General features: G+C 73.7%; 20 protein-coding genes. 7 read left to right on the top strand and 13 right to left on the bottom strand.

Going from position 1 to position 24170, the window contains the following annotated elements; translation table 11 throughout:
- Positions 1-54: 54 nt before the first annotated feature.
- From ACI78Z_RS18775 to clpB, 4 genes are all read right to left on the bottom strand, one after another.
- Positions 55-738, bottom strand: a complete 684-nt coding sequence (locus ACI78Z_RS18775) for a fasciclin domain-containing protein (RefSeq protein ID WP_457038057.1) — start codon at positions 736-738, stop codon at positions 55-57.
- A gap of 103 nt (positions 739-841) precedes the next feature.
- On the bottom strand, positions 842-2491 hold the full coding sequence (locus ACI78Z_RS18780; RefSeq protein ID WP_457038058.1) for a molybdopterin-dependent oxidoreductase: 1650 nt from the start codon (positions 2489-2491) through the stop codon (positions 842-844).
- Positions 2492-2556: 65 nt separating this feature from the next.
- On the bottom strand, positions 2557-3291 hold the full coding sequence (locus ACI78Z_RS18785) for a hypothetical protein (protein ID WP_457038059.1): 735 nt from the start codon (positions 3289-3291) through the stop codon (positions 2557-2559).
- A 340-nt stretch (positions 3292-3631) separates the two neighbouring features.
- Positions 3632-6217, bottom strand: a complete 2586-nt coding sequence (gene clpB, locus ACI78Z_RS18790; RefSeq protein ID WP_457038060.1) for an ATP-dependent chaperone ClpB — start codon at positions 6215-6217, stop codon at positions 3632-3634.
- Between the two features lie 201 nt (positions 6218-6418).
- Here clpB and ACI78Z_RS18795 point away from each other — a divergent pair, with 201 nt between their 5' ends.
- Positions 6419-6862: a MarR family winged helix-turn-helix transcriptional regulator gene (locus ACI78Z_RS18795; RefSeq protein ID WP_457038061.1), complete on the top strand. Its 444-nt coding sequence runs from the start codon at positions 6419-6421 to the stop codon at positions 6860-6862.
- 71 nt (positions 6863-6933) lie between these two features.
- Positions 6934-7371, top strand: a complete 438-nt coding sequence (locus tag ACI78Z_RS18800) for an OsmC family peroxiredoxin (protein WP_457038062.1) — start codon at positions 6934-6936, stop codon at positions 7369-7371.
- Between the two features lie 90 nt (positions 7372-7461).
- On the opposite strand, the gene ACI78Z_RS18805 is transcribed toward ACI78Z_RS18800, so the two are convergent.
- From ACI78Z_RS18805 to ACI78Z_RS18815, 3 genes are all read right to left on the bottom strand, one after another.
- Positions 7462-8385 carry a diacylglycerol/lipid kinase family protein gene (locus ACI78Z_RS18805; protein WP_457038076.1) on the bottom strand — a complete coding sequence of 308 codons (924 nt, stop codon included), beginning with the start codon at positions 8383-8385 and terminating at the stop codon, positions 7462-7464.
- An 83-nt stretch (positions 8386-8468) separates the two neighbouring features.
- Positions 8469-9398, bottom strand: a complete 930-nt coding sequence (locus ACI78Z_RS18810) for an MFS transporter (protein ID WP_457038063.1) — start codon at positions 9396-9398, stop codon at positions 8469-8471.
- Between the two features lie 44 nt (positions 9399-9442).
- Positions 9443-10219, bottom strand: a complete 777-nt coding sequence (locus ACI78Z_RS18815) for an IclR family transcriptional regulator (RefSeq protein ID WP_457038064.1) — start codon at positions 10217-10219, stop codon at positions 9443-9445.
- A 184-nt stretch (positions 10220-10403) separates the two neighbouring features.
- On the opposite strand from ACI78Z_RS18815, the gene aceB reads away from it, so the two are divergent.
- The 5 genes from aceB (at position 10404) to ACI78Z_RS18840 (ending at position 18237) form a co-directional block, all read left to right on the top strand.
- Positions 10404-12014 (top strand): malate synthase A, encoded by a 1611-nt coding sequence (aceB, locus tag ACI78Z_RS18820; RefSeq protein ID WP_457038065.1) that lies wholly within the window; start codon positions 10404-10406, stop codon positions 12012-12014.
- 40 nt (positions 12015-12054) lie between these two features.
- Complete coding sequence (locus ACI78Z_RS18825; protein ID WP_457038066.1) at positions 12055-13542, top strand: FAD-linked oxidase C-terminal domain-containing protein; 1488 nt, start codon at positions 12055-12057, stop codon at positions 13540-13542.
- A complete protein-coding gene (locus ACI78Z_RS18830; protein ID WP_457038067.1) occupies positions 13542-14729 on the top strand; it encodes an FAD-binding oxidoreductase in 1188 nt (395 codons plus the stop codon). The genes ACI78Z_RS18825 and ACI78Z_RS18830 overlap by 1 nt, the downstream gene beginning before the upstream one ends.
- Positions 14730-16361 (top strand): glycolate oxidase subunit GlcF, encoded by a 1632-nt coding sequence (gene glcF, locus ACI78Z_RS18835; RefSeq protein ID WP_457038068.1) that lies wholly within the window; start codon positions 14730-14732, stop codon positions 16359-16361.
- 103 nt (positions 16362-16464) lie between these two features.
- Complete coding sequence (locus tag ACI78Z_RS18840; protein ID WP_457038069.1) at positions 16465-18237, top strand: L-lactate permease; 1773 nt, start codon at positions 16465-16467, stop codon at positions 18235-18237.
- Between the two features lie 93 nt (positions 18238-18330).
- Here ACI78Z_RS18840 and ACI78Z_RS18845 read toward each other — a convergent pair whose 3' ends face one another.
- The 6 genes from ACI78Z_RS18845 to ACI78Z_RS18870 form a co-directional block, all read right to left on the bottom strand.
- The gene (locus ACI78Z_RS18845; protein WP_457038070.1) at positions 18331-18804 is read right to left on the bottom strand and encodes a MarR family winged helix-turn-helix transcriptional regulator; all 474 of its coding nucleotides are present in this window, start codon (positions 18802-18804) and stop codon (positions 18331-18333) included.
- Positions 18801-19259 carry a heat shock protein transcriptional repressor HspR gene (locus tag ACI78Z_RS18850; protein ID WP_457038071.1) on the bottom strand — a complete coding sequence of 153 codons (459 nt, stop codon included), beginning with the start codon at positions 19257-19259 and terminating at the stop codon, positions 18801-18803. The genes ACI78Z_RS18845 and ACI78Z_RS18850 overlap by 4 nt, the downstream gene beginning before the upstream one ends.
- Positions 19256-20473 (bottom strand): molecular chaperone DnaJ, encoded by a 1218-nt coding sequence (dnaJ, locus tag ACI78Z_RS18855; protein WP_457038072.1) that lies wholly within the window; start codon positions 20471-20473, stop codon positions 19256-19258. The genes ACI78Z_RS18850 and dnaJ overlap by 4 nt, the downstream gene beginning before the upstream one ends.
- A 19-nt stretch (positions 20474-20492) precedes the next feature.
- Entirely contained in the window at positions 20493-21191 is a 699-nt protein-coding gene (gene grpE / locus ACI78Z_RS18860) for a nucleotide exchange factor GrpE (RefSeq protein ID WP_457038073.1), read from the bottom strand.
- A 61-nt stretch (positions 21192-21252) separates the two neighbouring features.
- Positions 21253-23133 (bottom strand): molecular chaperone DnaK, encoded by a 1881-nt coding sequence (gene dnaK, locus ACI78Z_RS18865; protein ID WP_457038074.1) that lies wholly within the window; start codon positions 23131-23133, stop codon positions 21253-21255.
- Positions 23134-23424: 291 nt separating this feature from the next.
- Entirely contained in the window at positions 23425-24042 is a 618-nt protein-coding gene (locus ACI78Z_RS18870; protein WP_457038075.1) for a hypothetical protein, read from the bottom strand.
- Between the last annotated feature and the right edge of the window lie 128 nt (positions 24043-24170).

A 24170-nucleotide genomic window follows, 5' to 3' on the forward strand; every position in this document is an offset into this window, starting at 1 on the left:
CCGCGGGCCGCCGTCCGCTCGGACGACGGCCCGCGGGCGCTGGGGCGGCTGCGCTCAGGCCTGGGCCGGGGCGAGCACCTGGTCGACGATGTAGACGGTGGCGTTGGCCGTCTGCACGTTGCCGCAGATGACCGAGGCCGGGGTGCCGGTCACGGTCTGCGCGACGGTGAAGTCCTCGCCGGAGCCCTCGATGGTGACCTCGTCGCCGCCCAGGGTCGTGTGCGTGCCGGCCAGCTCCCCAGGGGCCAGGCGGCCCTCGATGACGTGGTGGCTCAGGATCGCGGTCAGCTGGGCGTTGTCGGCCAGCACCGCCTGCAGCGCGTCGGCCGGGATCGCCTCGAACGCCGGGTTCGCCGGGGCGATGACGGTGATGTCCTGGGCGCTGTTGAGGGTGTCCACCAGGTTGGCCTGCATGACGGCCTGGACCAGCGTCGACAGCACCGGGTTGTTGCTGGCGGCGGTGGCGACCGGGTCGTCGGTCATGCCGGTGAAGGAGCCCTCGCCGTCGGCCGGGACGGCGGCGCAGCCCTCGCCGAACGGCTCCTCCGAGGACGTGCCGCTGTCGCTGGACGGGGCCGCCGAGCTGCTGTCCGGGGCGTCCTCGGCGGGACTGCTGGCCGCGCTGCTCGCGCTGTCCGCGGCGTCGGCCGCGGTGTCCTCGGCGCCACAGGCGGTCACGCTCAGGGCGAGGACCGAGACACCGGTCAGCAGGGCGGTGCGGGTGAGGGTGCGCGTCACGTGGATCTCCTTGGTCGTCGTGCGGGGGTCCTGCCCGCGGCCCGGGGGACCGGGTCGGGGCGTGCGCCTGCGGCCGGCGGCCGAGACGTGTCCTGGGGGTGGGTCAGGTGACGTTGACCCGGATGGAGTGCAGTCCGCTCGACCCGTCGGGGAACGGTGCGGCTCGCTGCTCGGTCTGCACCTCGCCGTCGGCGCTGGTCGCCCGGACGGTCAGCTGGTAGGAGCCGGGCGCGAAGTCGTGGGGCAGCACCCACTGCCGCCACAGGTCGGCGTCCACCTGCGGGGAGAGCTGCGCGGACAGCCACTCGCCCTCGTCGACCCGGACCTCGACGGCGGAGATGCCGCGGGTCTGCGCCCACGCGACGCCCGCGATCGGACGGCGGCCTGCCGGGAAGCGGCGCAGCGGCGCGGGGGTGTCGATGCGCGAGGCGATCTTGATCGGCGCCCGGGCGGCCCAGTCGCGCTCGGTCCAGTAGGCGTCGAAGGCGTCGTAGGTGGACGCCTCGATGCCGACCATCCACTTGCAGGCCGACACGTAGCCGTAGAGCCCGGGGATGACCATCCGGACGGGGAAGCCGTGCTCGACCGGGAGCGGCTCGCCGTTCATCCCGAAGGCGATCATGGCGTCCTCGACCTCGAGCGCCGACCGGGTCGGGGCGCCGATCGTCATGCCGTCCGAGGAGCGGCAGACCAGCTGGTCGGAGCCGGCCTGGATGCCGTTCTCGCGGAGGAACGCCCCCAGCGGGATCCCCAGCCAGCGCGCCGTCCCGGCCAGCCGGCCGCCCACCTCGTTGGAGACGCAGGTCAGGGTGATGTCGCGCTCGGTGACGTCGTCGCGGCCGAGCAGCTCGTCGAGCGTGTACGTGCGCGGGGAGTCGAACATCCCGGTCAGGCTCAGCTCGTAGTCCGCCGGGCTGATCTGCGGCACGGTGAGCGCGGTGTCCACGCGGTAGAACTCGCGGTTCGGCGTGAACAGCGGCGTCAGGCCCTCGACCTGCCGGGCGAGGTCGGCGCCGGCCGGCAGGGCGGGCGCCGGGGAGGCCGGGGCCGGGAGGGCGAGGTCGGCCCGCGCCCCGCCCACGTCGAAGCGGCGCAGCAGCAGCCGGCCGGCACCACCGGTGACGACGGCGGCCCCCACGGCAGCACCGCTGGTGAGGAAGAAGCGGCGGCGGTCGAGCCCGGCGCCCTTGCGGTCACCGGCACCGAGCGACGTCCGGAGGCGCTCGGCCAGCGGGACGTCGTCGTCGGCAGGCGTGTCCGGGGTGCCGGTGAGCGGCCGGGTGAGCGGGGCCAGCAGCGCGAGGAGCGCGCCGGTCCCCGCGAGCGCGCCGACCAGGGCGGGCAGCGCGTCGAGCGGGCCACCGGCCGGGCCGGTCACGGCCGCCGCGGCGCCGACGACGCCGAACTGCGCGGTGCCGGCCACGCCGACCGCCCGGCGGCGCAGTGCCAGGACGCCGAGGACCGCGGCGTACACCGCGATGACGACCAGCGTGCCGACGACGAGGGCGATCTTGTCGTTCTCGCCGAACGTCGCGATCGCGAAGGCCTTGACCGGCTCGGGGACGAGGGTGATGACCGTGTCGCCCACGGCGACGACCGGCGAGGCCTGCGGGCCGATCAGGCCGGCGACGAGCTCGCCGACGCCCAACGCGACGCCGGCCGACAGCACCCCGGCCCCGGCGGCCAGCCGACGGCGCCCGGACCGGGGCGGCACGGCCGGCCCGGTCGCCGGGGCCTGCTCGGTGGTGGTCACGACTGGTCTTCGGGACCAGCCGTGCTACGGGTTCACTCCTCCGGTCACAGTTCCGTAACGAGCAGTCAGCGCAGTCCGGCCTGCCGGCGGGCGGTCATCGCCCGGTACCACTCGCTCGACGGGCGGCGGGCCAGCAGCACGATGCCGACGATCAGCAGCAGCGTCTGGAACACCGACAAGGCGCTGAGGAAGCCGGTGCTCGGCTGCCCCAGGGCGAGCAGCCCGCTGACGACGGCGAGCCCGCCCAGGACGAACAGCACGATGCGGGCCCAGTTGTGACCCTTCCAGGCGAAGAAGATGAACAGCGCCTGCAGGGCCACGAAGAACAGCCCGACGAGGGCGCTGGCGACCACGACCGTCTGCACCGACTCCTCCGAGAGTTCCACGCCGGAGCCGGCGAGCTGCTCGTCGAGGATGCTGTCGAGGCTGCCGAAGGTCACCACCGAGGCGACCAGGCCGAGGAGCAGGTTGGCCACGAAGGCGCCGGTGCCGAAGCGGACGGTGTCCGGCCGGGGCGGGGCCTCCGGCGAGAACTGGTGTCCGGGCGCCGACGGAGCGGCGGCGTAGCCGTAGGGCTGCTGGCCCGGCCAGCCCTGCTGGGGGTCCTGCCACCCGCCCTGCTGCGGGCTCTGCCACCCGCCCTGCTGCGGGTTCTGCCACCCGCCCTGCTGCGGGCTCTGCCAGCTGCCCTGCGGGGGCGGCGGGTTCTGCCACCCCTGCTGGGGTGGTGTCTGCCAGCCCGGCTGGCCCTGCGGCGGCTGCCCCTCCTGGGGCTCCTGGCCGCCCTGCCCTGACGTCATCACGCACTCCCTGGTCGCGGTCGGTGTCCGGCGCGATGATCACCCACCCTTCCGGGCCCGGCCAGTGCCGGCCGGCCATCGAGACCGGATCGGTGCGTTCGACGCGTCGACGGCGCGGCGAGATGCGGCCGGCGGCCGCATCCGAGGTGGCCGTTGCCGCCGTCACGCGCATCCCGGCGCGGAACGCACGAGGGCCCGCCGTCCCGAGGTGGGACGGCGGGCCCTGCGGCCCCCTGCAGGGTCCCGCCGCCAGCCCCGTCCCGGGCCCCGCCCTGAGCCCGCGGAGGGTGGGCAGGACGGGGTCCTTCGACGAGGCGCGTAGGGGAAGGGTGGTCCGCTCTCAGCCGCGGCGGACGGTCAGGCCCTCCTCGGCGAGGTCCTCCGGGGCGTCGACGACGACGTCGTCGCCGTCCCGGATCTCGCCGGCCAGCAGCGCCTTGGCCAGCTGGTCGCCAATCGCCGACTGCACCAGCCGGCGCAGCGGCCGGGCGCCGTAGACCGGGTCGAACCCGTTGAGCGCCAGCCACTCACGCGCGGCGTCGGTGACCTGCAGCGTCAGCCGGCGCGCGGCCAGCCGCCGGGCGAGCACACCGACCTGGATGTCGACGATCCCGGCCAGCTCCTCGCTGCCCAGCGCGTGGAACACCACGACGTCGTCCAGCCGGTTGAGGAACTCCGGCTTGAAGTGCGCCCGCACGACCTCCATCACCGCCTGGCGGCGACGCTCCTCCGGGATCGACTGGTCGGCGATCAGGTGGGAGCCGAGGTTCGAGGTCAGGATCAGGATGGTGTTCCGGAAGTCCACCGTCCGGCCCTGGCCGTCGGTCAGCCGGCCGTCGTCCAGCACCTGCAGCAGGACGTCGAACACGTCCTGGTGGGCCTTCTCCACCTCGTCGAACAGCACGACGGTGTAGGGCCGCCGCCGCACCGCCTCGGTGAGCTGGCCGCCGGACTCGTAGCCGACGTAGCCGGGCGGTGCCCCGACCAGCCGGGCCACCGAGTGCTTCTCGGAGTACTCGCTCATGTCGATGCGGACCATCGCCCGCTCGTCGTCGAACAGGAACTCCGCCAGCGCCTTGGCCAGCTCGGTCTTGCCGACGCCGGTCGGGCCCAGAAACAGGAAGGACCCGGTCGGCCGGTTCGGGTCGGCCACGCCGGAGCGCGCCCGCCGGACCGCGTCGGAGACGGCACGGACGGCGTCGGGCTGGCCGACGACGCGCCGGCCGAGCTCGTCCTCCATCCGCAGCAGCTTCTGGGTCTCGCCCTCCAGCAACCGCCCGGCGGGGATGCCGGTCCAGGCCTGGACGACCTCGGCGATGTCGTCGGGGCCGACCTCCTCCTTGAGCATGGAGTCGCCGGTCTCGACCGAGGCCTCCGCGTCGGCGAGCGCCTTCTCCAGCTGCGGGATCCGGCCGTAGCGGAGCTCGGCCACGCGGGCCAGCTCGCCGTCGCGCTCGAAGCGCTCGGCCTCCTGGCGGGCCCGCTCCAGCTCCTCCTTGATCTGCTGGATGCGCACGATCGCGCTCTTGTCCTGCTGCCAGCGGGCGGTCAGCTCGTCGAGCTGCTGGCGCTTGTCGGCCAGGTCCGCGCGCAGCGCAGCCAGCCGCTCGACCGAGGAGGGGTCGTCCTCCTTGGACAGCGCCATCTCCTCGATCTCCAGCCGGCGGACGGCGCGCTCGACCTCGTCGACCTCGACCGGCCGGCTGTCGATCTCCATCCGCAGCCGGCTCGCGGCCTCGTCGACGAGGTCGATCGCCTTGTCCGGCAGGAACCGGGCGGTGACGTAGCGGTCCGAGAGCGTCGCGGCGGCCACGATCGCGGCGTCGGTGATCCGGACGCCGTGGTGGACCTCGTAGCGCTCCTTGAGGCCGCGCAGGATGCCGATCGTGTCCTCGACCGAGGGCTCACCGACGAAGACCTGCTGGAAGCGGCGCTCCAGCGCCGGGTCCTTCTCGATGTGCTCCCGGTACTCGTCGAGGGTGGTGGCCCCGACCATCCGCAGCTCGCCACGGGCCAGCATCGGCTTGATCATGTTGCCGGCGTCCATGGCCGAGTCGCCGGTGGCCCCGGCGCCGACGATGGTGTGCAGCTCGTCGATGAAGGTGACGATCTCGCCCTCGGACTCGGCGATCTCCTGCAGGACGGCCTTGAGCCGCTCCTCGAACTCGCCGCGGTACTTGGCGCCGGCGACCATGCTGGCCAGGTCGAGCGCCATCAGCCGCTTGCCCTTGAGGCTCTCGGGGACGTCGCCGGCCACGATGCGCTGGGCCAGGCCCTCGACGATCGCGGTCTTGCCGACGCCCGGCTCGCCGATGAGCACCGGGTTGTTCTTGGTGCGCCGGGAGAGCACCTGCACGACGCGGCGGATCTCGGTGTCGCGGCCGACGACCGGGTCGATCTTCCCCTCGCGGGCGCGCTCGGTCAGGTCGACGGCGTACTTCTGCAGCGCCTGGAAGGTGTTCTCGGGGTCGGCGGTGGTCACCTTGCGGTTGCCCCGCACGGTCCGGAAGGCCGCCAGCAGCGCGTCGCGGGTCGCGCCGGCGCTGGTGAGCACCGCCGCCGCCTCGCCGTCGGCGCTCGCGAGGCCGACCAGCAGGTGCTCGGTGGACACGAACTCGTCGCCCAGCGCGCTGGCCTGCTCCCCGGCGGCGTTGAGCACGCGCAGCAGCTCGCGCGACGGCGAGGGAGCCGGCACGGTCGCGCCGCTCACGCTCGGCATCCGCCGCAGCGCGGCCTCGGTCTTGGCCCGCACGTCGGCGACGTCGGCGCCCACGGCCTTCAGCAGCGGACCGGCGATGCCGTCGGTCTGCTCGAGCAGCGCGGCGAGCAGGTGCAGGGGCTCGAGCGCGGCCTGGCCGCGGTCGACCGCCAGCCGCTGCGCGGCGGTGATCGCCTCCTGCGAACGGGTGGTCAGCTTGCTCTGCATGGTCTGTGGGGACGGTCCTCTCAGGAGGGGCCGGGCGCGCCGGCCGGGTGCTGTCGGAGGGTCCAACGAGCGCGGGGTTGAGTCTGTTCCACTCAACCTCACCGCCGCTGCCGCGCACGCAGCGTGACCGGGACACCAGTGTGGGCCACATCAAGGGCAACCCCCGGTACCACCCGGGACCAGGGCCCTAGAATCCGAAGGATGACGCGTCTTCCGGCTCCGAGCGCGGTCCTCGAGGACCAGCTGTGCTTCGCGCTCTACGCCGCCTCCCGGGCGATGACTGCGCGCTATCGCCCGCTGCTCGACGCCATCGGCCTCACCTATCCGCAGTACCTGGTGATGATGCTGCTGTGGGAGGAGGACAACCAGACCGTCGGCCAGCTGGGTGCCCGCCTCTCGCTGGACAGCGGCACGCTGTCCCCGCTGCTCAAGCGGCTCACCACCGCCGGCCTGGTCACCCGCCACCGCCGGGTGGAGGACGAGCGCTCGGTCTCCATCGCGCTGACCGACGCCGGCAGGGCGCTCCGGGACAAGGCCGATTCGATCTCCGAGGAGATCATCTGCGCCCTCGACCTCGACCGCGCGGAGTTCGCCGACCTCAAGGCCAAGCTGAACCTGGTCACCGAGCGGGTCACGAGCAACTGACCCGGATCGGGTTGTCCACGACGGACCGGGGTAGCGCATCCGCCACACACCCGTCCCGAGGAGGAGGACCCATGCCCACCCGTACCGCCCGCACCGCCTGGAACGGCACCCTGCAGGAGGGCTCCGGCCAGGTCGAGCTGTCCAGCTCGAAGGTCGGCACCTACGAGGTGTCGTTCCCCAAGCGCGCGGCCGAGGAGGCCGACGGCACCACGAGCCCCGAGGAGCTCATCGCGGCGGCGCACTCGTCGTGCTTCGCGATGGCCCTGTCCAGCGAGATCGGCAAGGCCGGCGGCACCCCGCAGGCGCTCGAGGTCTCCGCCGACGTCACGCTGGGCCAGAAGGACGGCGGCCCGCACATCACGAAGATCAAGATCACCGTCCGCGGTGAGGTCGATGGCCTCGACGCCGCCGGGTTCGAGCAGGCCGCCCAGGCAGCCAAGGCCGGTTGCCCGGTCAGCAAGGCCCTGGCCGGCGTCGACGAGATCAGCCTGGACGCCGCTCTGGAATAGGAGGAGGACCCCGTCCTCCTCACCCCTCGCAAGCTCGCGGCGAGCCTCTGGACGGGGCCGCGGTGATGCCAGGAGGGCCGTTCCCGTCGGTCACCGGGACGGCGGCACGAGCACCGACCAACCGTGCCGCCGCACCCGCCAGGTCCGCGCAGGGACGTCCTCCTCGACCTCGCCGTCCGCGTCGAGGTCCACCGGACCACCCGTGACCGACACCGTGCGACCCCGCAGCACCAGGACGTCGGGCCGGTCGACGTGTTCCCCGGACGTCAGCGCGGCCGCGAAGGCTGCGCGGGCGACCGGGCCGGTGGCGATCGAGACCACCACGTCGGCCAGCCCGTCGTCCGGCTCGGCCTGCGGGGCCAGCGGCGTGCCACCGCCGATCGACCGGCCCGTGCAGACGCCGAGCATCAGCACCTCGCAGCTGCCGTCGGCCGCCCAGCCCTCCGACGGGTGCGCCGCCACCCGGCCGTCGACCTCGACCCGCAGCGGCCAGCCCGGGCTGTTCACCCCGGCCAGCGCAGCGCCCACCGGGTAGGCGGCCACACCGAACCGCTCCTTGAGCCGGTCGGCCTGCGCCCCGGCCCGCGCCCCGACCCCCGCGTGCACCGCGTTGACCACCAGGCCCCCGGCGTCGTCGTCGAGCAGGTCCAGGGGCCGTGGCCGCCCGGCGAGGACGACCGCTGCCCCCTCCTCCGGGTCCAGCGGCAGGCCGAGGGTGCGGGCGAGGTCGTTGCCGGTGCCGCGGGCGACGATGCCGACCGGCTCGGCCGGGTCCAGCGCGCCCGCCCGGTCCAGCGCCCGGACGACGGCGTGCACCGAGCCGTCGCCGCCCAGCGCCACCAGCCGGCGCCCGTCCCGGCCGGCGACCGCCGCGTCCAGCTCCGCCGCCGACCCGGTCGCGACCACCTCGACGTCGGCGCCGGCGCGCAGCACCCGGACCGCGGCCTCGACCTCGCCGTCCCCGGCCGAACCGGCCGCACGGTTGACCACCAGCAGCAGCCGGGCCGTCGCCATCACCGCCGCACCGTAGCGACCCTCAGGCCGGGAAGGCCTCGCTCCGCTGCCGTTCGTCGCCGCTCTCGGTCCGCAGTTCCACCTCACGGATGAAGGCGATGGCCGCGACCGCCACCACCGCGACCACGGCAGAGACGGCGAAGATCCGCCCGGTCGCGTCGCCGTAGGCCGCCGCGACCAGCGCCTGGACCCGCCGGCGGCGCGTCGGCCAGGTCGGCCAGACCCGCCCCGGCGGAGCCCGGCGCGACACCCGGCACCCCGGCCAGGCCCCGCGCGGTCAGCTCCCCGACCCGGGCGTCGAGCACCGCGCCGAGGACCGCGACGCCGATCGTGCCCCCCAGGCTGCGGAAGGCGACCGCCGAGCTGGCCGCACCCAGGTCGCGCGCGGCGACGGTGTTCTGCACGGCGAGCACCAGGTTCTGCATCGTCATGCCCATGCCGACGCCCAGGACGAACAGGAAGGCGCCCAGCAGCACCATGTCGGTCTCGTGGTCCACGTTGCCGAGCAGCGCGAAGCCGAGGACGACGAGCAGCGAACCCGCGGTCAGGTGGCCCTTCCAGCGCCCCGAGCGGGTGATGAGGATGCCGGACACCGTCGAGGAGAGCAGCAGCCCGCCGACCATGGGGAGGGTCAGCAGGCCGGCCGCGGTCGGCGAGTAGCCGCGGGAGATCTGCAGGTACTGGCCGAGGAAGACCGACGACCCGAACATCGCCACCCCGATCGCGATACCGGCCAGGGTCGACAGCGTCGTCCGGTCCCGGACCAGCCGCAGCGGGAGGACCGGCTCGGCGGCCCGCAGCTCTGCTCCCCGCCCTGTCCCAGGGGCACCAGCAGCGCCCAGCAGGACGCGGACAGGTCGCCGTGGAGGGACCCGGCGGCGCGGACGTCCGGGCGGCGGCCGCTGTGGAGGACGCGGGCCAGGCCGGAGGCGAGCCGGTCCAGCGTCTGGGAGGTGATGGGCACGGCGGCGTCCTCGACGGGAGTTGCTTGCGCACTGCAACCACAAGTGCACTTGGTTGCACAGGGCAACTCATCGTCGCTGTCGGCTGCGCCACGTCAGCCGGCGAAGCGGTCGGCGTCCCTCCCGAGCTCGGTGGCCAGCGCCGCGGCCGCCGACTGCAGCAGCGGCACGACGCGGGGCACCGCGTCCAGCCCCAGCCGCCCGGCCGGTCCGGACACCGAGATCGCCCCGGCCGCGACGCCGCCGGGCACGGGGACCGCCACGCACCGCACGCCGGCCTCCTGCTCGCCGTCGTCGAGGGCGTACCCCTGCTCGGCGACTGCCGGCAGCTGGGCGATCAGCTCGTCCGGGTCGGTCACGGTGCGGTCGGTCCGGACCGGCATACCGCCCTGGACCAGCAGCCGGCGCGCCACCTCCGGCGGCATCTGGGCGAGCAGCACCTTGCCCACGCCGGTGCAGTGCAGGTGCACCCGCCGGCCGACCTCGGTGAACATCCGCATGGAGTGCCGGGAGGGCACCTGGGCGGCGTAGACGACCCGGTCGCCGTCGAGCATCGCCATGTTGGCGGTCTCGCCGATGGTGTCCACGAGCCGGGAGAGGTGCGGCTGGGCCCACGTGGCCAGCACCCGCGACGAGCACTCCCCCAGGTGGATCAGCCGCGGTCCCAGCACGTACCGCCGGGAGGGCAGCTGGCGCACGTAGCCGCTGGCCACCAGCGTCCGCACCAGCCGGTGGATCGTGGAGACGGCCAGGCCGCTGTCGGCGGCCAGCTGGCTGATGGCCACCTCGCCACCCGCGTCGGCCATGAGCTCGAGCAGGGAGAAGGCGCGGTCCAGTGACTGGACGCCCTCCGCCGACCTCCCGACGGCCATCCCGACCCCTCCGTTCCGCACGATGAGGTTCCGAACGGCGGGCCCTCGGGTTGACCGCCGGTGACCGGCCCCACTACTTTTCCAGTACCCAGACACCCCGTTCCACGATGCGGAACGACTCTACTCCGACCCACCGCTCTGCGGAACCGATCGGCGACCCAGCACGGCGACTCCAGGGAGATGCATGAGCACCACCGCCGGCGTGGACGGTCTCGAGATCACCGGTCCGATCGAGGACCGGTTCGACGAGGTCCTCACCCCCCGGGCGCTCGAGCTCGTCGCCCTGTTGCACCGCGAACTCAACGGCCGCCGGCTCGAGCGACTCGCCGCCCGGGCGGAGCGGGTCCGCGCGCTGGCCGACGGGGCCGGCCTGGGCTTCCTGGAGGAGACCCGCTCCATCCGCGAGGACGACTCCTGGCAGGTGGCGCCGCCCGCGCCCGGCCTGGTCGACCGGCGGGTCGAGATGACCGGTCCCACCGACCGGAAGATGACGATCAACGCGCTCAACTCCGGCGCGAAGTGCTGGCTGGCCGACCAGGAGGACGCCAACTCCCCGCTGTGGACCAACGTGGTCAACGGCCCGCTGAACCTGATGGACTCGATCGACGGGAAGCTGGAGTTCACCAGCCCGGAGGGCAAGCAGTACCGGGTCCGGGACGACGTCGAGCTGCCCACGATCATCGTCCGCCCGCGCGGCTGGCACCTCCCCGAGAAGCACATCACCGTCGACGGGGAGCAGACCTCCGGCAGCCTGGTCGACTTCGCGCTGTACCTGACCAGCTGCGGCCAGAAGCAGATCGACCGCGGCCAGGGCCCGTACTTCTACCTGCCGAAGATGGAGAGCCACCTCGAGGCGCGGCTCTGGAACGACGCCTTCACCCTGGCCCAGGACCACCTGGGCATCCCGCGCGGCACCATCCGCGCGACCGTGCTGATCGAGACCTACCCCGCGGCGTTCGAGATGGAGGAGATCCTCTACGAGCTCCGCGAGCACTCCGCCGGCCTCAACGCGGGCCGCTGGGACTACATGTTCAGCGTGGTGAAGACCTTCCGGACCCGGGGCGAGGAGTTCCTCCTCCCCGACCGCAACTCGGTGACGATGACCGTGCCGTTCATGCGCGCCTACACCGAGCTGCTCGTGCGCACCTGTCACAAGCGCGGCGCGCACGCCATCGGCGGCATGGCCGCCTTCATCCCGTCGAAGGACCCGGCCGTCAACGAGCAGGCCTTCGCCAAGGTCCGGGCCGACAAGGAGCGGGAGGCCGACGACGGCTTCGACGGCTCCTGGGTGGCCCACCCCGGCATGGTGGAGCTCTGCAAGGAGGTCTTCACCGCCGTCCTCGGCGACCGCCCCAACCAGCTGGACAAGAAGCGCGAGGACGTGCAGGTCACCGCCGAGCAGCTGCTCGACGTCCGCTCGACCCCAGGCGACATCACCGAGGCGGGCCTGCGCAGCAACATCAGCGTCGGCATCCAGTACATCGAGGCGTGGCTGCGCGGCTCCGGCGCCGTGGGTATCAACAACCTCATGGAGGACGCCGCCACCGCCGAGATCTCCCGCAGCCAGGTCTGGCAGTGGCTGCACAACGGGGTCCGGCTGGCGGACGGCGAGACGGTCACCCGGGAGCTGGTCGAGCAGATCACCGACGAGGAGATGAAGGCGATCTCCGAGGCCCGCGGCGACTCCTTCGCCTCCGGCCGCTGGGACGACGCCCGCGCGCTGTTCCTGGAGATGGCAGTGTCCGACGAGTACAGCGACTTCCTCACCCTGCCGGCCTACGAGCGCATGCCGTGACTGCCCTACCGACCCATCGAGCGGATGGAGTGAGGACGCCATGACCGCCATCGCCGAACCGGCTGTCTCCGAGCGCACCGCCACGCTGGCCGAACGGCTGCGGGCCGCGGTCGGCACCGAGCGGGTGCTCACCGACCGCTCGCAGGTGCGCACCTACGAGTGCGACGGGCTGGCCAACTTCAAGGTCACCCCGGCGATCGTGGTGCTGGCCGAGAGCCGGCAGCACGTCGTCGACACGGTGCGGCTCTGCGCGCAGGCCGGCGTCCCGTTCGTGGCGCGCGGTTCGGGCACCGGGCTGTCCGGGGGCGCGCTGCCCAGCGCCGACGGCGTCCTGCTCGTGCTGTCCCGGCTGCGCCGGCTCTCCCCGGTGGACCCGGACAACCGCCAGGTCACCGTCGAGCCCGGGGTCATCAACCTGTGGGTCACCCGGGACGCGGCGCCCCACGACCTGGCCTACGCGCCCGACCCGTCGTCCCAGCTGGTCTGCTCGATCGGCGGCAACGTGGCCGAGAACGCCGGCGGCGCCCACTGCCTGAAGTACGGCTTCACGGTGAACCACGTCCTCGGCGCCGAGGTGGTGCTGCCCGACGGCGAGGTCGTGCACCTCGGCGGGCGGGCTCCCGAGCACCCCGGCTACGACCTGTTGGGGGCGTTCATCGGCAGCGAGGGCACCCTGGGCGTGGCCACCGAGCTGACCCTGCGGCTGATCCGGGTGCCGGAGGCCGTGCAGACGATGCTGGTGGGCTACCGCTCGGTCGAGGACGCCGCCGGCACGGTCAGCGACATCATCGCGGCCGGGATCCTGCCGGCCGCCGTCGAGATGATGGACGCGCTGGCCATCGAGGCCGCCGAGGCCGCGGTGAGCTGCGGCTACCCGGAGGGCGCGGTGGCGGTGCTGGTCATCGAACTCGACGGCCCGCAGGTCGAGGTCGAGGCCCAGTTCAAGCAGGTCGAGGAGATCGCCCGGGCCCGCAACGCCTTCGAGATCCGCATCGCGGCGGACGACGCGGAGCGGGCGCTCATGTGGAAGGGCCGCAAGTCGGCCTTCGCGGCGGTCGGCCGGATCAGCCCCAGCTACTTCGTGCAGGACGGCGTCATCCCCCGCACGAAGCTGCCCGAGGTGCTCGCCGAGATGAAGCGCATGGCCGACGAGAAGGGGCTCCGCGTCGCCAACGTCTTCCACGCGGGCGACGGCAACCTGCACCCGCTGGTGCTCTTCGACGACGCGGTCGAGGGCCAGGCGCACGAGGCCGAGGAGCTGGCCGGCGACATCCTCGAGCTCTGCGTCACCTCCGGTGGCTCGATCACCGGCGAGCACGGGGTGGGCAGCGAGAAGCGCATGAAGATGGCCAAGCAGTTCACGCCCGAGGACCTCGACACCATGCAGCTGCTGCGGTGCGCCTTCGACCCCGACGGCATCGCCAACCCGGGCAAGGTCTTCCCGACCCCGCGGTTGTGCGGCGAGCGGCCCGGCGTCCGGAAGGGCGAGCACCCGGTGCAGGCCGCCGGCCTGGGCGAGGTCTTCTGATGACCGCTGCCACCGACACCCGCCGGGCAGGGGGACCCGACGACGCGGTCAGCGGCGTCGTCCCCCGCGAGGTGGTCCGGCCGGCCACGGTCGACCAGGTCGCCGAGGTGCTGCGGGCCGCGGCGGCCGACGGGCTCACCGTCGTGCCGGTCGGCGGGCGCAGCAAGCTGACCTGGGCCACGGCGCCGGAGTCCTGCGACCTGGTGCTCGACCTCACCGGCCTGGACCGGATCGTCGAGCACGTGGCGGGCGACCTCACCGTCGTGGCCGAGGCGGGCGTGCGGCTGGCCGACCTGCAGGCGCAGGTCGGCCGGGCCGGGCAGCTGCTCGCCCTGGACCCGCCGGAGGACGGCGCCACGCTGGGCGGCGTGGTGAGCGCGAACGCGTCGGGGCCGCGCCGGCTGCGGTACGGCACCACGCGCGACCTGCTCATCGGCATCACCGTCGTCCTCGCCGACGGCACCGTGGCGCACGCGGGCGGCAAGGTCGTCAAGAACGTCGCCGGGTACGACCTCGGCAAGCTGTTCACCGGGGCCCACGGGACGCTCGGCGCCGTGGCCTCGACCACCTGGCGGCTGCACCCGGTGCCGCCCGCGCGCCGCGTGGTCACGCTCGAGCTGCCCGACGCCGCCGCGGCCGGGCCGCTGTCGATCGCGCTGGCCCGCTCGACGCTCACCCCGTCGGCCGTGGAGCTGATCGCCGGCGCCGACGGCACCGCACGGCTCGTGGTGCTGTTCGAGTCGATCGCCGAGTCGGTGGCCGGGCAGGCCCGGGCCGCCGTCGGCCTGCTGGGCGGCGGCGAGGAGTCCGAGGACCTGCCGGACGACTTCGGCCGGCGGCCCGGAGGGGCGGACGACGTGCTGCTGCGGCTGGCCTACGCGCCGGCGTCGCTCTCGGCGGTGCTGGGTGCGCTGCCGGCCGGCACGGCGGTGGCCGCGCACGCCGCCACGGGGGTGTCCTATGCGGCGGTCCCGGCCGGGCAGGCGGCCGGCGCACTGCCCCGGCTGCGCGCCGCCATCGCCGAGCACGACGGGACCGCGGTGGTCCTGCGCGCGCCCGACGCCGTCCGGGACTCCCTGGACCACTGGGGTCCCGTCGGCGACTCGCTGGACCTGATGCGGCGGGTCAAGGAGAGGTTCGACCCCGAGCGGCGGATGTCGCCGGGCCGGTTCGTCGGAGGGTTGTAGATGACGGAGATCACGCCGGGCAGCCACGGCCAGGGCGACGCGCCGCCGCCCGGGTCCCCGGGGGCCTCCCCCAACGTCGGCCCGGTGCGCGACTCGGTCGCCGACCTGCCGCCCGGCGAGCCCACGGGCGCCGTCCGGGGAGCCGACGAGGCACCGGCCGCGGTCGTCGGGGCGCGCCGCCCGCTCGACATCGGCCAGGACATCGACCTCCCGGCCGGCACCGGGGCCGCCACCGTGGGCACCCCGACCCTGCTGGGCGTGCCCACGACCCGGCAGGCGGTGCAGCCGGCGTTCGACGAACACCACCCGCCGGACCCGGCGCTCATCGGCGACTGCGTGCACTGCGGGTTCTGCCTGCCGACCTGCCCCACCTACGTGCTCTGGGGCGAGGAGATGGACAGCCCCCGCGGGCGCATCTACCTCATGAAGGAGGCGCTGGAGGGCGAGCCGCTCGACGACTCCATGGTGCGGCACTTCGACCAGTGCCTGGGCTGCATGGCCTGCGTCACCGCGTGCCCGTCCGGTGTGCAGTACGACAAGCTCATCGAGGCCACCCGCCCGCAGATCGAGCGGCGGTACGAGCGGCCACGGGCGGAGAAGCTCTACCGCGACCTGATCTACAACCTGTTCCCGTACCCGAAGCGGCTGCGCGCGCTGCGCGGGCCGCTGCGCGCCTACCAGGCGAGCCGGCTCGGCCGCCTGCTGACCCGCACGGGGCTGATGGGCAGGCTCCCGGCGCCGCTGCAGGCCATGGAGTCGCTCGCGCCCAAGCTCGGCCCGGTGGAGCGGGTCCCCGAGCGGACGCCGGCCGTGGGTCAGCGGCGGGCCGTCGTCGGGCTGCTGGCCGGGTGCGTGCAGGGGACGTTCTTCCCCGACGTGAACGCCGCGACCGTGCGGGTGCTCGCCGCCGAGGGCTGCGACGTCATCGTGCCGAGGAGCCAGGGCTGCTGCGGGGCGCTGCCCGGCCACGGCGGGCGGGAGGAGCAGGCCCTCGACTTCGCCAAGCGGACGATCGAGACCTTCGAGCGGGCCGGGGTCGACTACGTCATCCTCAACGCCGCGGGCTGCGGCTCGAACGTCAAGGAGTACGGCCACCAGCTGCGTGACGAGCCGGAGTGGGCCGAGCGCGCCGAGGCGCTCGCGACGAAGGCCCGGGACATCAGCGAGTTCATCGTCGAGATCGGCCCGGTCGCCGAGCGGCACCCGCTGCCCATGACCGTGGCCTACCAGGACGCCTGCCACCTGGCCCACGCGCAGGGCATCCGCGAGGAGCCGCGGAAGGTGCTGCGCGGCATCCCCGGCGTGGAGCTCAAGCCGCTCACGGAGGCCGAACTGTGCTGCGGCAGCGCCGGCACCTACAACATGCTGCAGCCGGAACCGGCACGGGAGCTCGGTGAGCGCAAGGCGGCCGCCGTCCTCGCCACCGGGGCGGACCTGATGGTGACCGCCAACCCCGGGTGCTGGATGCAGGTGGCGACGACGCTGGCCCGCATGGGCAAGCGGATGCCGGTCGCGCACACGGTCCAGGTGCTGGACGCCTCGATCCGCGGAGTGCCCGTCGAGGACCTGCTCGATCGGGCGCTCAACGGCCCCGGCACCGCACTGGCCCGGCCCTCCACCGCGGACCGCTGACCCCGCGCGTCTGAGCCGCTCCGCGCACTCCCTGCACCACACTCCACCCCCGCACGTCCCCTCACCCAGCCTCGCGCCCTCAACGCCGAGGGAAGGAGCCCCCTTGTTCGAACAGGTCGTCGACCCCGTCGGTGGGTCACTCGCACTGAGCGCACTGGTGGCAGCGATCCCGCTGCTCACGCTGTTCGTGCTCCTCGGTGCGCTGAAGGTCAAGGCGTGGCTGGCCGGGGTCATCTCCCTGGCCGTCGCGATCGTGCTGGCCGTGATCGCGTTCCGGATGCCGGTCGGTCAGTCCCTCCTGTCGGCGTCGGAGGGCGCCGCGTTCGGGTTCTTCCCGATCCTGTGGATCGTCATCAACGCGATCTGGGTCTACAACCTCACCGTCGCCACCGGGCACTTCGACGTCCTGCGGCGCTCGTTCGAGAAGGTCAGCCCCGACCAGCGGATCCAGGCGATCATCATCGCCTTCTGCTTCGGGGCCCTGCTCGAGGCGCTGGCCGGCTTCGGGACGCCGGTCGCCATCAGCGTCGTCATGCTCATGGCGCTGGGCTTCCAGCCGATCAAGGCCGCGGCGGTGGCGCTCATCGCCAACACCGCCCCGGTCGCCTTCGGCGCGCTGGCCACGCCGATCATCACGCTCGCCACGGTGACCTCCGGCGTGAGCGACGACGCCCGGCTCACCGTCGACACCCTGGGCGCCATGGCCGGCCGGCAGACGCCGATCCTGGCCGCGTTCGTGCCGCTGGTGCTGGTCTTCGTCGTCGACGGCAAGCGCGGTCTGCGCGACACGTGGCGCGAGGCGCTGGTCGGTGGTGTGGCGTTCGGCGTCGCCCAGTTCGTCGCCGCGAACTACATCTCGGTGCCGCTGACCGACATCATCGCCGCGCTCGTCGCCGCGGCCGCCGTCGTCGCCGTCGTCCGCATGCGCAAGGCCGCCTACGAGCCGGTCACCGCGGCCACCCTCGCCGGTGGCGGCGTCGGCACCGTGGCCGCCGGGTCCGGCGGCCGGGGCGGCGTCGGCGCGACCGCCGGCGAGCAGCTCGGCGACGCCCCGGGCGAGCAGGCCCCGCGGGACCCGCACGCCCCCGCCGTCGGTACCGGTGCACCCGTGGTCCCCGACACCCGGTCCGAGGTGGTCAAGGCCTACGCCCCGTACGGGATCATCATCGTGATCTTCTCGCTGGCCAGCCTCGGCCCGGTGAAGGCGGCGCTGGCCGAGGCGCCGTGGACCACGAAGTTCGCGTGGCCGGGGCTGAACGTGTTCGCCGCGGGCTCCACCGAGGAGCTGGCGTCGACGACGTTCACCTTCAACTGGCTCCCCGCCGCGGGCACCCTGATGATCATCGCCGGCATCCTCACCATGCTGGTGCTGCGGATCTCGCCGGCCCGCGGGCTGAAGGCCTACGTCGACACCTACCGCGAGCTGAAGTGGGCCATCGTCACCGTCATGGCGGTGCTGGCGCTGGCCTACGTGCTCAACCAGTCCGGCATGACCAGCCACCTCGGCCGGCTGCTCGCCGAGACCGGCGGCTTCTTCGCCTTCCTCTCCCCCATCCTGGGCTGGATCGGCGTCGCGGTGACCGGGTCGGACACCTCGGCCAACGCGCTGTTCGGCGCGCTGCAGGTCCAGGCGGCCACCAACGCCGGCCTCGACCCGGTGCTGCTCGCCGCGGCCAACTCCTCCGGCGGCGTCATGGGCAAGATGGTGAGCCCGCAGAACCTGGCCATCGCGGCCGCGGCGGTCGGCATGGCCGGCCGCGAGGGCGAGCTGTTCCGGAAGGTGTTCGGCTGGAGCATGCTGCTCCTGCTGCTGATGTGCCTGATCGTGGTCCTGCAGGCCACGCCGGTGCTCGGCTGGATGGTCCCCGGTTCGTGACCTGACCACCCGCTGACGACAGCGCCCCCGGTACCCGGCCGGGTACCGGGGGCGCTGTCGTGTGCGACGCGGGGGGCCTGGTGGGGCCCTCGTTCAGCGGCCGCTCTCGGCCTCGCGGGCCTCCGCCTCGCCGAGGCGGTTGAGCCGGGCCAGCAGCTCACCGAGCGTGGCGACGTCCTCGGCCGGCCAGCCCGACAGGTCGGCCTCCCAGCGGGCCCGGCGGGCGTCCCGGATGCGGGCCAGCCGGGCCGCGCCCTCCGGGGAGGTGCTGAGGACCTGGGCGCGGCCGTCGGCCGGGTCGGCCTCGCGGTTGACCAGGCCGAGGTCGACCAGCGAGGACACCTGGCGGCTCACCGTGCTCTTGTCCAGCCCGAGCCGGGCCACCAGGTCGCTGGCGCGCAGCGGACCGGCGTCCTGCAGCAGCGCCAGCAGGCCGTAGGCGGCGCCGTCCAGGTCGGGGTGCAGCTCGCGGGACAGGCGGGCGGAGATGGCGCGGGAGCGGCGCAGCAGCAGCCCGATCTCCCGCTCCACCCGCACGTACGCCTCGTGGGCGTCCACCGTGATCACCGCTCTCCCCGGGGCCGCCACACGACCAGCGCCGACGTGGACGGCCGCAGGGGCACCAGGTCGCGGCCGTAGCCGGCCTGGATGGCCGTCTCGGCCGCGATGGCGCGGCTCTCCGCGAGCTCCAGCTCGGTGATCAGCTCCTGCACCCGCTGCTGCAGCGCCTCGACCTGCGACTCGAGGTCGATGATCCGCTTGATGCCGGCGAGGTTGACGCCGTCCTCCTGGGAGAGCCGCTGGACCTCGCGCAGCAGCGCGACGTCCCGCGGGCTGTACCGCCGGCCACCACCCCGGGTGCGGCCGGGGCTGACCAGTCCCAGCCGGTCGTACTGGCGCAGCGTCTGCGCGTGCATGCCCGCCAGCTCGGCGGCGACCGAGATGACGAAGACCGGCGCGTCCTCGGCCACGGCGCGCCCGGCCTCCGCTCGCTCGCGGCCGCCGTCGGTTGGCAGGCTCACCGCGCACCCCCCTGCTGCCGCACCGCGGCGGTGATCCGCGGCCGGGGGTCGCCGAGCTCGGCCTCGAGCACCTTGACGGCCTCCTCGGCGGCGGGGGTGAGCCGCTTGGGCACCGCCACCTCGACGGTGACCAGCAGGTCGCCGGCCCGGCCCTTGCCCGGGACGCCGCGCCCGCGGACCCGCAGCGTCTGGCCGCTCGCCGTCCCCGGCGGGACCTTGAGCGTGACGTTCCCGTCGAGCGTGGGCACGGTCAGCGTCGCCCCGAGGGTGGCCTCGGCGAAGGTGATCGGCACGGTGAGCGTGAGGTCGTTGCCCTTGCGGCCGAACAACTCGTGGTCGGACACGTGGACGACGACGAACAGGTCGCCCGCCGGACCGCCGCGCCGCCCGGGGGCGCCCTTGCCGGCCAGCCGGATGCGCTGGCCGTCCTTGACACCCGCCGGGATGCGGACGGTGATCGTGCGGGTCTGGGTGGTGACGCCGTTGCCCGCGCAGGTCGGGCAGGGGTCGTCGACGACCTGGCCGGTGCCGCGGCAGTTGCGGCACGGCTCGGAGAAGGCGAACGCCCCCTGGCTGCGGCTGGTCACGCCGGCGCCCTGGCACACCGGGCAGGTGTGCGGGCTGGTGCCGGGGCGGGCACCGCTGCCGTGGCAGGTCGGGCAGGTACCCGGGCTCTGCATGCGCAGCGGCACGGTCACCCCGAGGACGGCCTCCTCGAACGAGAGGGTGGCCTCGGTCTCGACGTCCTGGCCCCGGGCCGGTCCGGACGCCGCCTGGCTGCGCGCCCGGGCCGAGCCGGCCGTGGGGCCGCCGCCACCGCCGAACAGGCCTCCGAACAGGTCGCCGAGCCCGCCGGCACCCCCGGCGCGGCCGCTGCCCGCGGCGCCGAAGAGGTCGCCCAGGTCGAACGGCTGCCCGCCGCCGGCCCCACCGGGGAAGCCGCCGGGGAAGCCGGCCCGCGCGCCCGCGCCGCCCGCCCCGAACAGGCGGCGGGCCTCGTCGTACTCGGCCCGCCGCTTGGGGTCGGAGAGGACGTCGTAGGCCTCGGAGACCTCCTTGAACCGAGCCTCCGCCTCCGCGTTGCCCGGGTTCTTGTCCGGGTGCAGGTCGCGGGCCAGCTGGCGGTAGGCCCTCTTGACGGCCGCGGCGTCGGCGTCCTGGGCGACGCCCAGAGCGGCGTAGTAGTCCTTCTCGATGAAGTCCCGGGTGCTCATCGGGCGCCCCCTCTCCGGCTCAGTCGGCCGCCGGGCCCTCGCCCGGCTGCGCGGGGACGGTCCCGTCGGTCGCGCCCTCGGCAGGCGCGGCCGCGGTCGGGTGCTCGGGGTCGGTGACCGCGACCATCGCCGTCCGCAGCACGCGGTCGCCGCGGCGGAAACCCTGCCGCAGCACCGTCGTGGCGGTCGGGACGGCGACCTCGGTGGAGGTGTCGTGGATGACCGCCTCGTGCAGCGCGGGGTCGAACGGGTCACCCGCCCTGCCGAAGGCCTCCACCCCCAGCCCGTCGAGCAGTCCGAGGACGCGGTCGGCCACGACCTTGAACGCGCCGGTCAGGTCGCCGTGGTCCCGGGCCCGCTCGATGTCGTCGACGATCGGGAACAGCTGGGTGGCGAACCGCTCGGCGGCCTGGTCGACCACCAGCTGACGGTCCCGGTCCACCCGCCGCCGGTAGTTCGCGTACTCGGCGGTGACCCGCTGGAGGTCCTCGGTCCGCTCCGCCAGCTGGCGGGACAGGTCGTCGTCCACCACCGTCGGCTGTCCGCCGTCGGCGGTGGTCTCGTGCTCGCTCATCTGCTCCCCTGCTGCTGGGTGGACGCCCGGACGGGCGCCGGCCGGCTGCTCACCGGCCGGCACCCGCACGGTGCCGCTGATCGGGTCGATGCGCCGCCTGTCGCGGATGACGACCCGTGGCTCCTCGTCCCTCGGCTGTGTCATCGGTGACCTCCGCCGGCTCCGGTCACGAGATCGGCGGAGGTCACCCCGACTCCCGTCGTCCTCATGCCCGCTTGTCGTTGTCCTCGTCGACGATCTCGGCGTCGACCACGTCGTCGTCCGACGCGCTCGCACCGGTGGCCCCACCCGGCGTGCCGGCGTCACCGGCGGCACCGGCGCCGGCGCCCGCGGCGCCCGCCTCGGCCTGCTGGGCGTAGAGCGCCCCGCCGACCTCCTGGGATACCCGGGCGACCTTCTCCTGGGCCGCCTTGATCGCCGCGATGTCCGAACCGCCGAGCGCCGAGCGCAGCTCGGTCAGGGCCTCGCCGAGCTCCTCCTTCTTGTCGGCCGGGATCTTGTCACCGTTCTCGGCCAGGAACTTCTCGGTCTGGTACTGCAGCGACTCGGCGAGGTTGCGGGTCTCGGCCTCCTCGCGGCGGCGCTTGTCCTCCTCGGCGTGCGCCTCGGCGTCCTTCATCATCCGCTCGATGTCCTCCTTGGGGAGGGCCGAGCCACCGGTGATGGTCATCGACTGCTCCTTGCCCGTGCCGAGGTCCTTGGCGGACACGTGCACGATGCCGTTCGCGTCGATGTCGAAGGCCACCTCGATCTGCGGGACGCCCCGTGGCGCCGGCGGCAGACCGGTCAGCTCGAACATGCCGAGCTTCTTGTTGTAGGCCGCCATCTCGCGCTCGCCCTGGAAGACCTGGATCTGCACGGACGGCTGGTTGTCGTCGGCCGTCGTGAAGATCTCCGAGCGCTTGGTCGGGATCGTGGTGTTGCGCTCGATCAGCTTGGTCATGATCCCGCCCTTGGTCTCGATGCCCAGGGACAGCGGGGTGACGTCGAGCAGCAGGACGTCCTTGACCTCACCGCGCAGGACGCCGGCCTGCAGGGCGGCGCCGATGGCGACGACCTCGTCGGGGTTGACGCCCTTGTTGGGCTCCTTGCCGCCGGTCAGCTCGCGCACCAGGTCGGTCACGGCCGGCATGCGGGTCGAGCCACCCACCAGCACGACGTGGTCGATCTGGCCGACGGAGATGCCGGCGTCGCGGATCGCCTGGTTGAACGGCGCGCGGGTGCGGTCGAGCAGGTCCTGGGTCAGCCGCTGGAACTCGGCACGGGTGATCGTGACGTCCAGGTGCAGCGGGCCCTCGGCGCCGGCGGTGATGTAAGGCAGGTTGACGTTGGTCGACTGCGCGCCGGACAGCTCGATCTTGGCCTTCTCGGCAGCCTCGCGGAGCCGCTGCATGGCCAGCTTGTCCTTGGACAGGTCGATGCCGTTCTGGGCGTTGAACGTCTGCACCAGGTGCTTGACGACCCGCTCGTCCCAGTCGTCACCGCCGAGGTGGTTGTCACCGGCGGTGGCCTTCACCTCGATGACGCCCTCGCCGATCTCCAGCAGGGAGACGTCGAAGGTGCCACCACCGAGGTCGAAGACGAGGATCGTCTGCTCGGTCTCGCCCTTGTCCAGGCCGTAGGCCAGCGCGGCCGCGGTCGGCTCGTTGACGATGCGCAGGACGTTGAGGCCCGCGATCTCACCGGCCTCCTTGGTGGCCTGGCGCTGCGCGTCCTCGAAGTAGGCGGGCACGGTGATGACCGCGTCGGTCACCGGCTCACCCAGGTAGGTCTCGGCGTCCCGCTTCAGCTTCTGCAGGATGCGGGCGCTGATCTCCTGGGGGGTGTACTTCTTGCCGTCGATCTCCGGCGACTTCCAGTCGGTGCCCATGTGGCGCTTGACCGACCGGACGGTGCGGTCCACGTTGGTGACCGCCTGGTTCTTCGCCGACTGGCCGACGAGGACCTCGCCGTTCTTCGCGAACGCGACGACCGACGGGGTGGTGCGCGAGCCCTCGGAGTTCGCGATGACCGTCGGCTCACCGCCCTCGAGGACGGTGACGACGGAGTTGGTGGTGCCGAGGTCGATACCGACCGCTCGAGCCATGGAGCTGGCCTCTCTTCCTGTGTGCCGGGGTGGTCCTGGTCCGTCCGGGGAGTCGAGTGCACGCCTTGCGCGGGGTCCACTCAACTTTCCTGCCCACCCTAACGGCAGCCGTCGCAGACGTGTTCCCGGGTCCGCCACCGCCGGGTCAGGAGACGCGGTGCGGCCTCAGGCCTCCGACGGATGATCAGCTGACCTGATCGTCGTGCGTCCTGGCTCGGCGTCGACAGCGAGCCAGGACGCATGAACGGGAGCCAGGACTACATTCGAGCAGGCCGGAGGGGTGTCCCGGCATCAGGCGGCGTCGTCCAACGGTGTCCCGGGCTCGGGCGTACGGACGACGGTGAACCGACGCGGCCCCACCGGCGGGGAAGCCAGCAGGGGGAGCAACCGACCGGCCAGCTCACGGCGTCGGCCTCCCACGACGTCGTCCTGTACCAGACGGATGACCCGGACGCCCAGCTCACGGACGGCGTCCTCGCGCCTCTTCTCCCGCCAGAGCACGTCGCCCGGATCGCGCCCGTCCCGGGGGTCGGCGTACTTGACACGCCCGTCGAACTCCACCGCCAGCGCCGCCTCGTCGAACCACGCATCTACTCGTGCGACGAGTCCACTGGCGCCGTGCAGCTGCACCTGGAGCTCCGGTCGGGGCAGCCCGGCGGCCAGCAGAGCGAGATGTCCGCGGGTCTCCAACGGCGACTCGGCACGACCATCGGCGAGGTGCACCGCCCGCCCCGCCGAACCGATGCCCACCCAGTGGCTGCCGGCCAGGAGTGCTCTCCGCAGGTGCCCACGGGTGACCCTGCCGTCGTGGATGGCCGCGTCCATCGCCACCACAGCGTCGACGAGCTCCCACTCACGGGCACAGTCGACGAGCGTCCGCGCGGGCGCCGTGAGGCCGAAGCCGAGCACCGACTCCCGGTCCGAGACCGGCAGCGCGGCCCGGGGGGGGGGGGGGGGGGGGGGGGGGGGGGGGGGGGGGGGGGGGGGGGGGGGGGGGGGGGGGGGGGGGGGGGGGGGGGGGGGGGGGGGGGGGGGGG

This window comes from Geodermatophilus sp. SYSU D01176 (genome assembly GCF_054050015.1).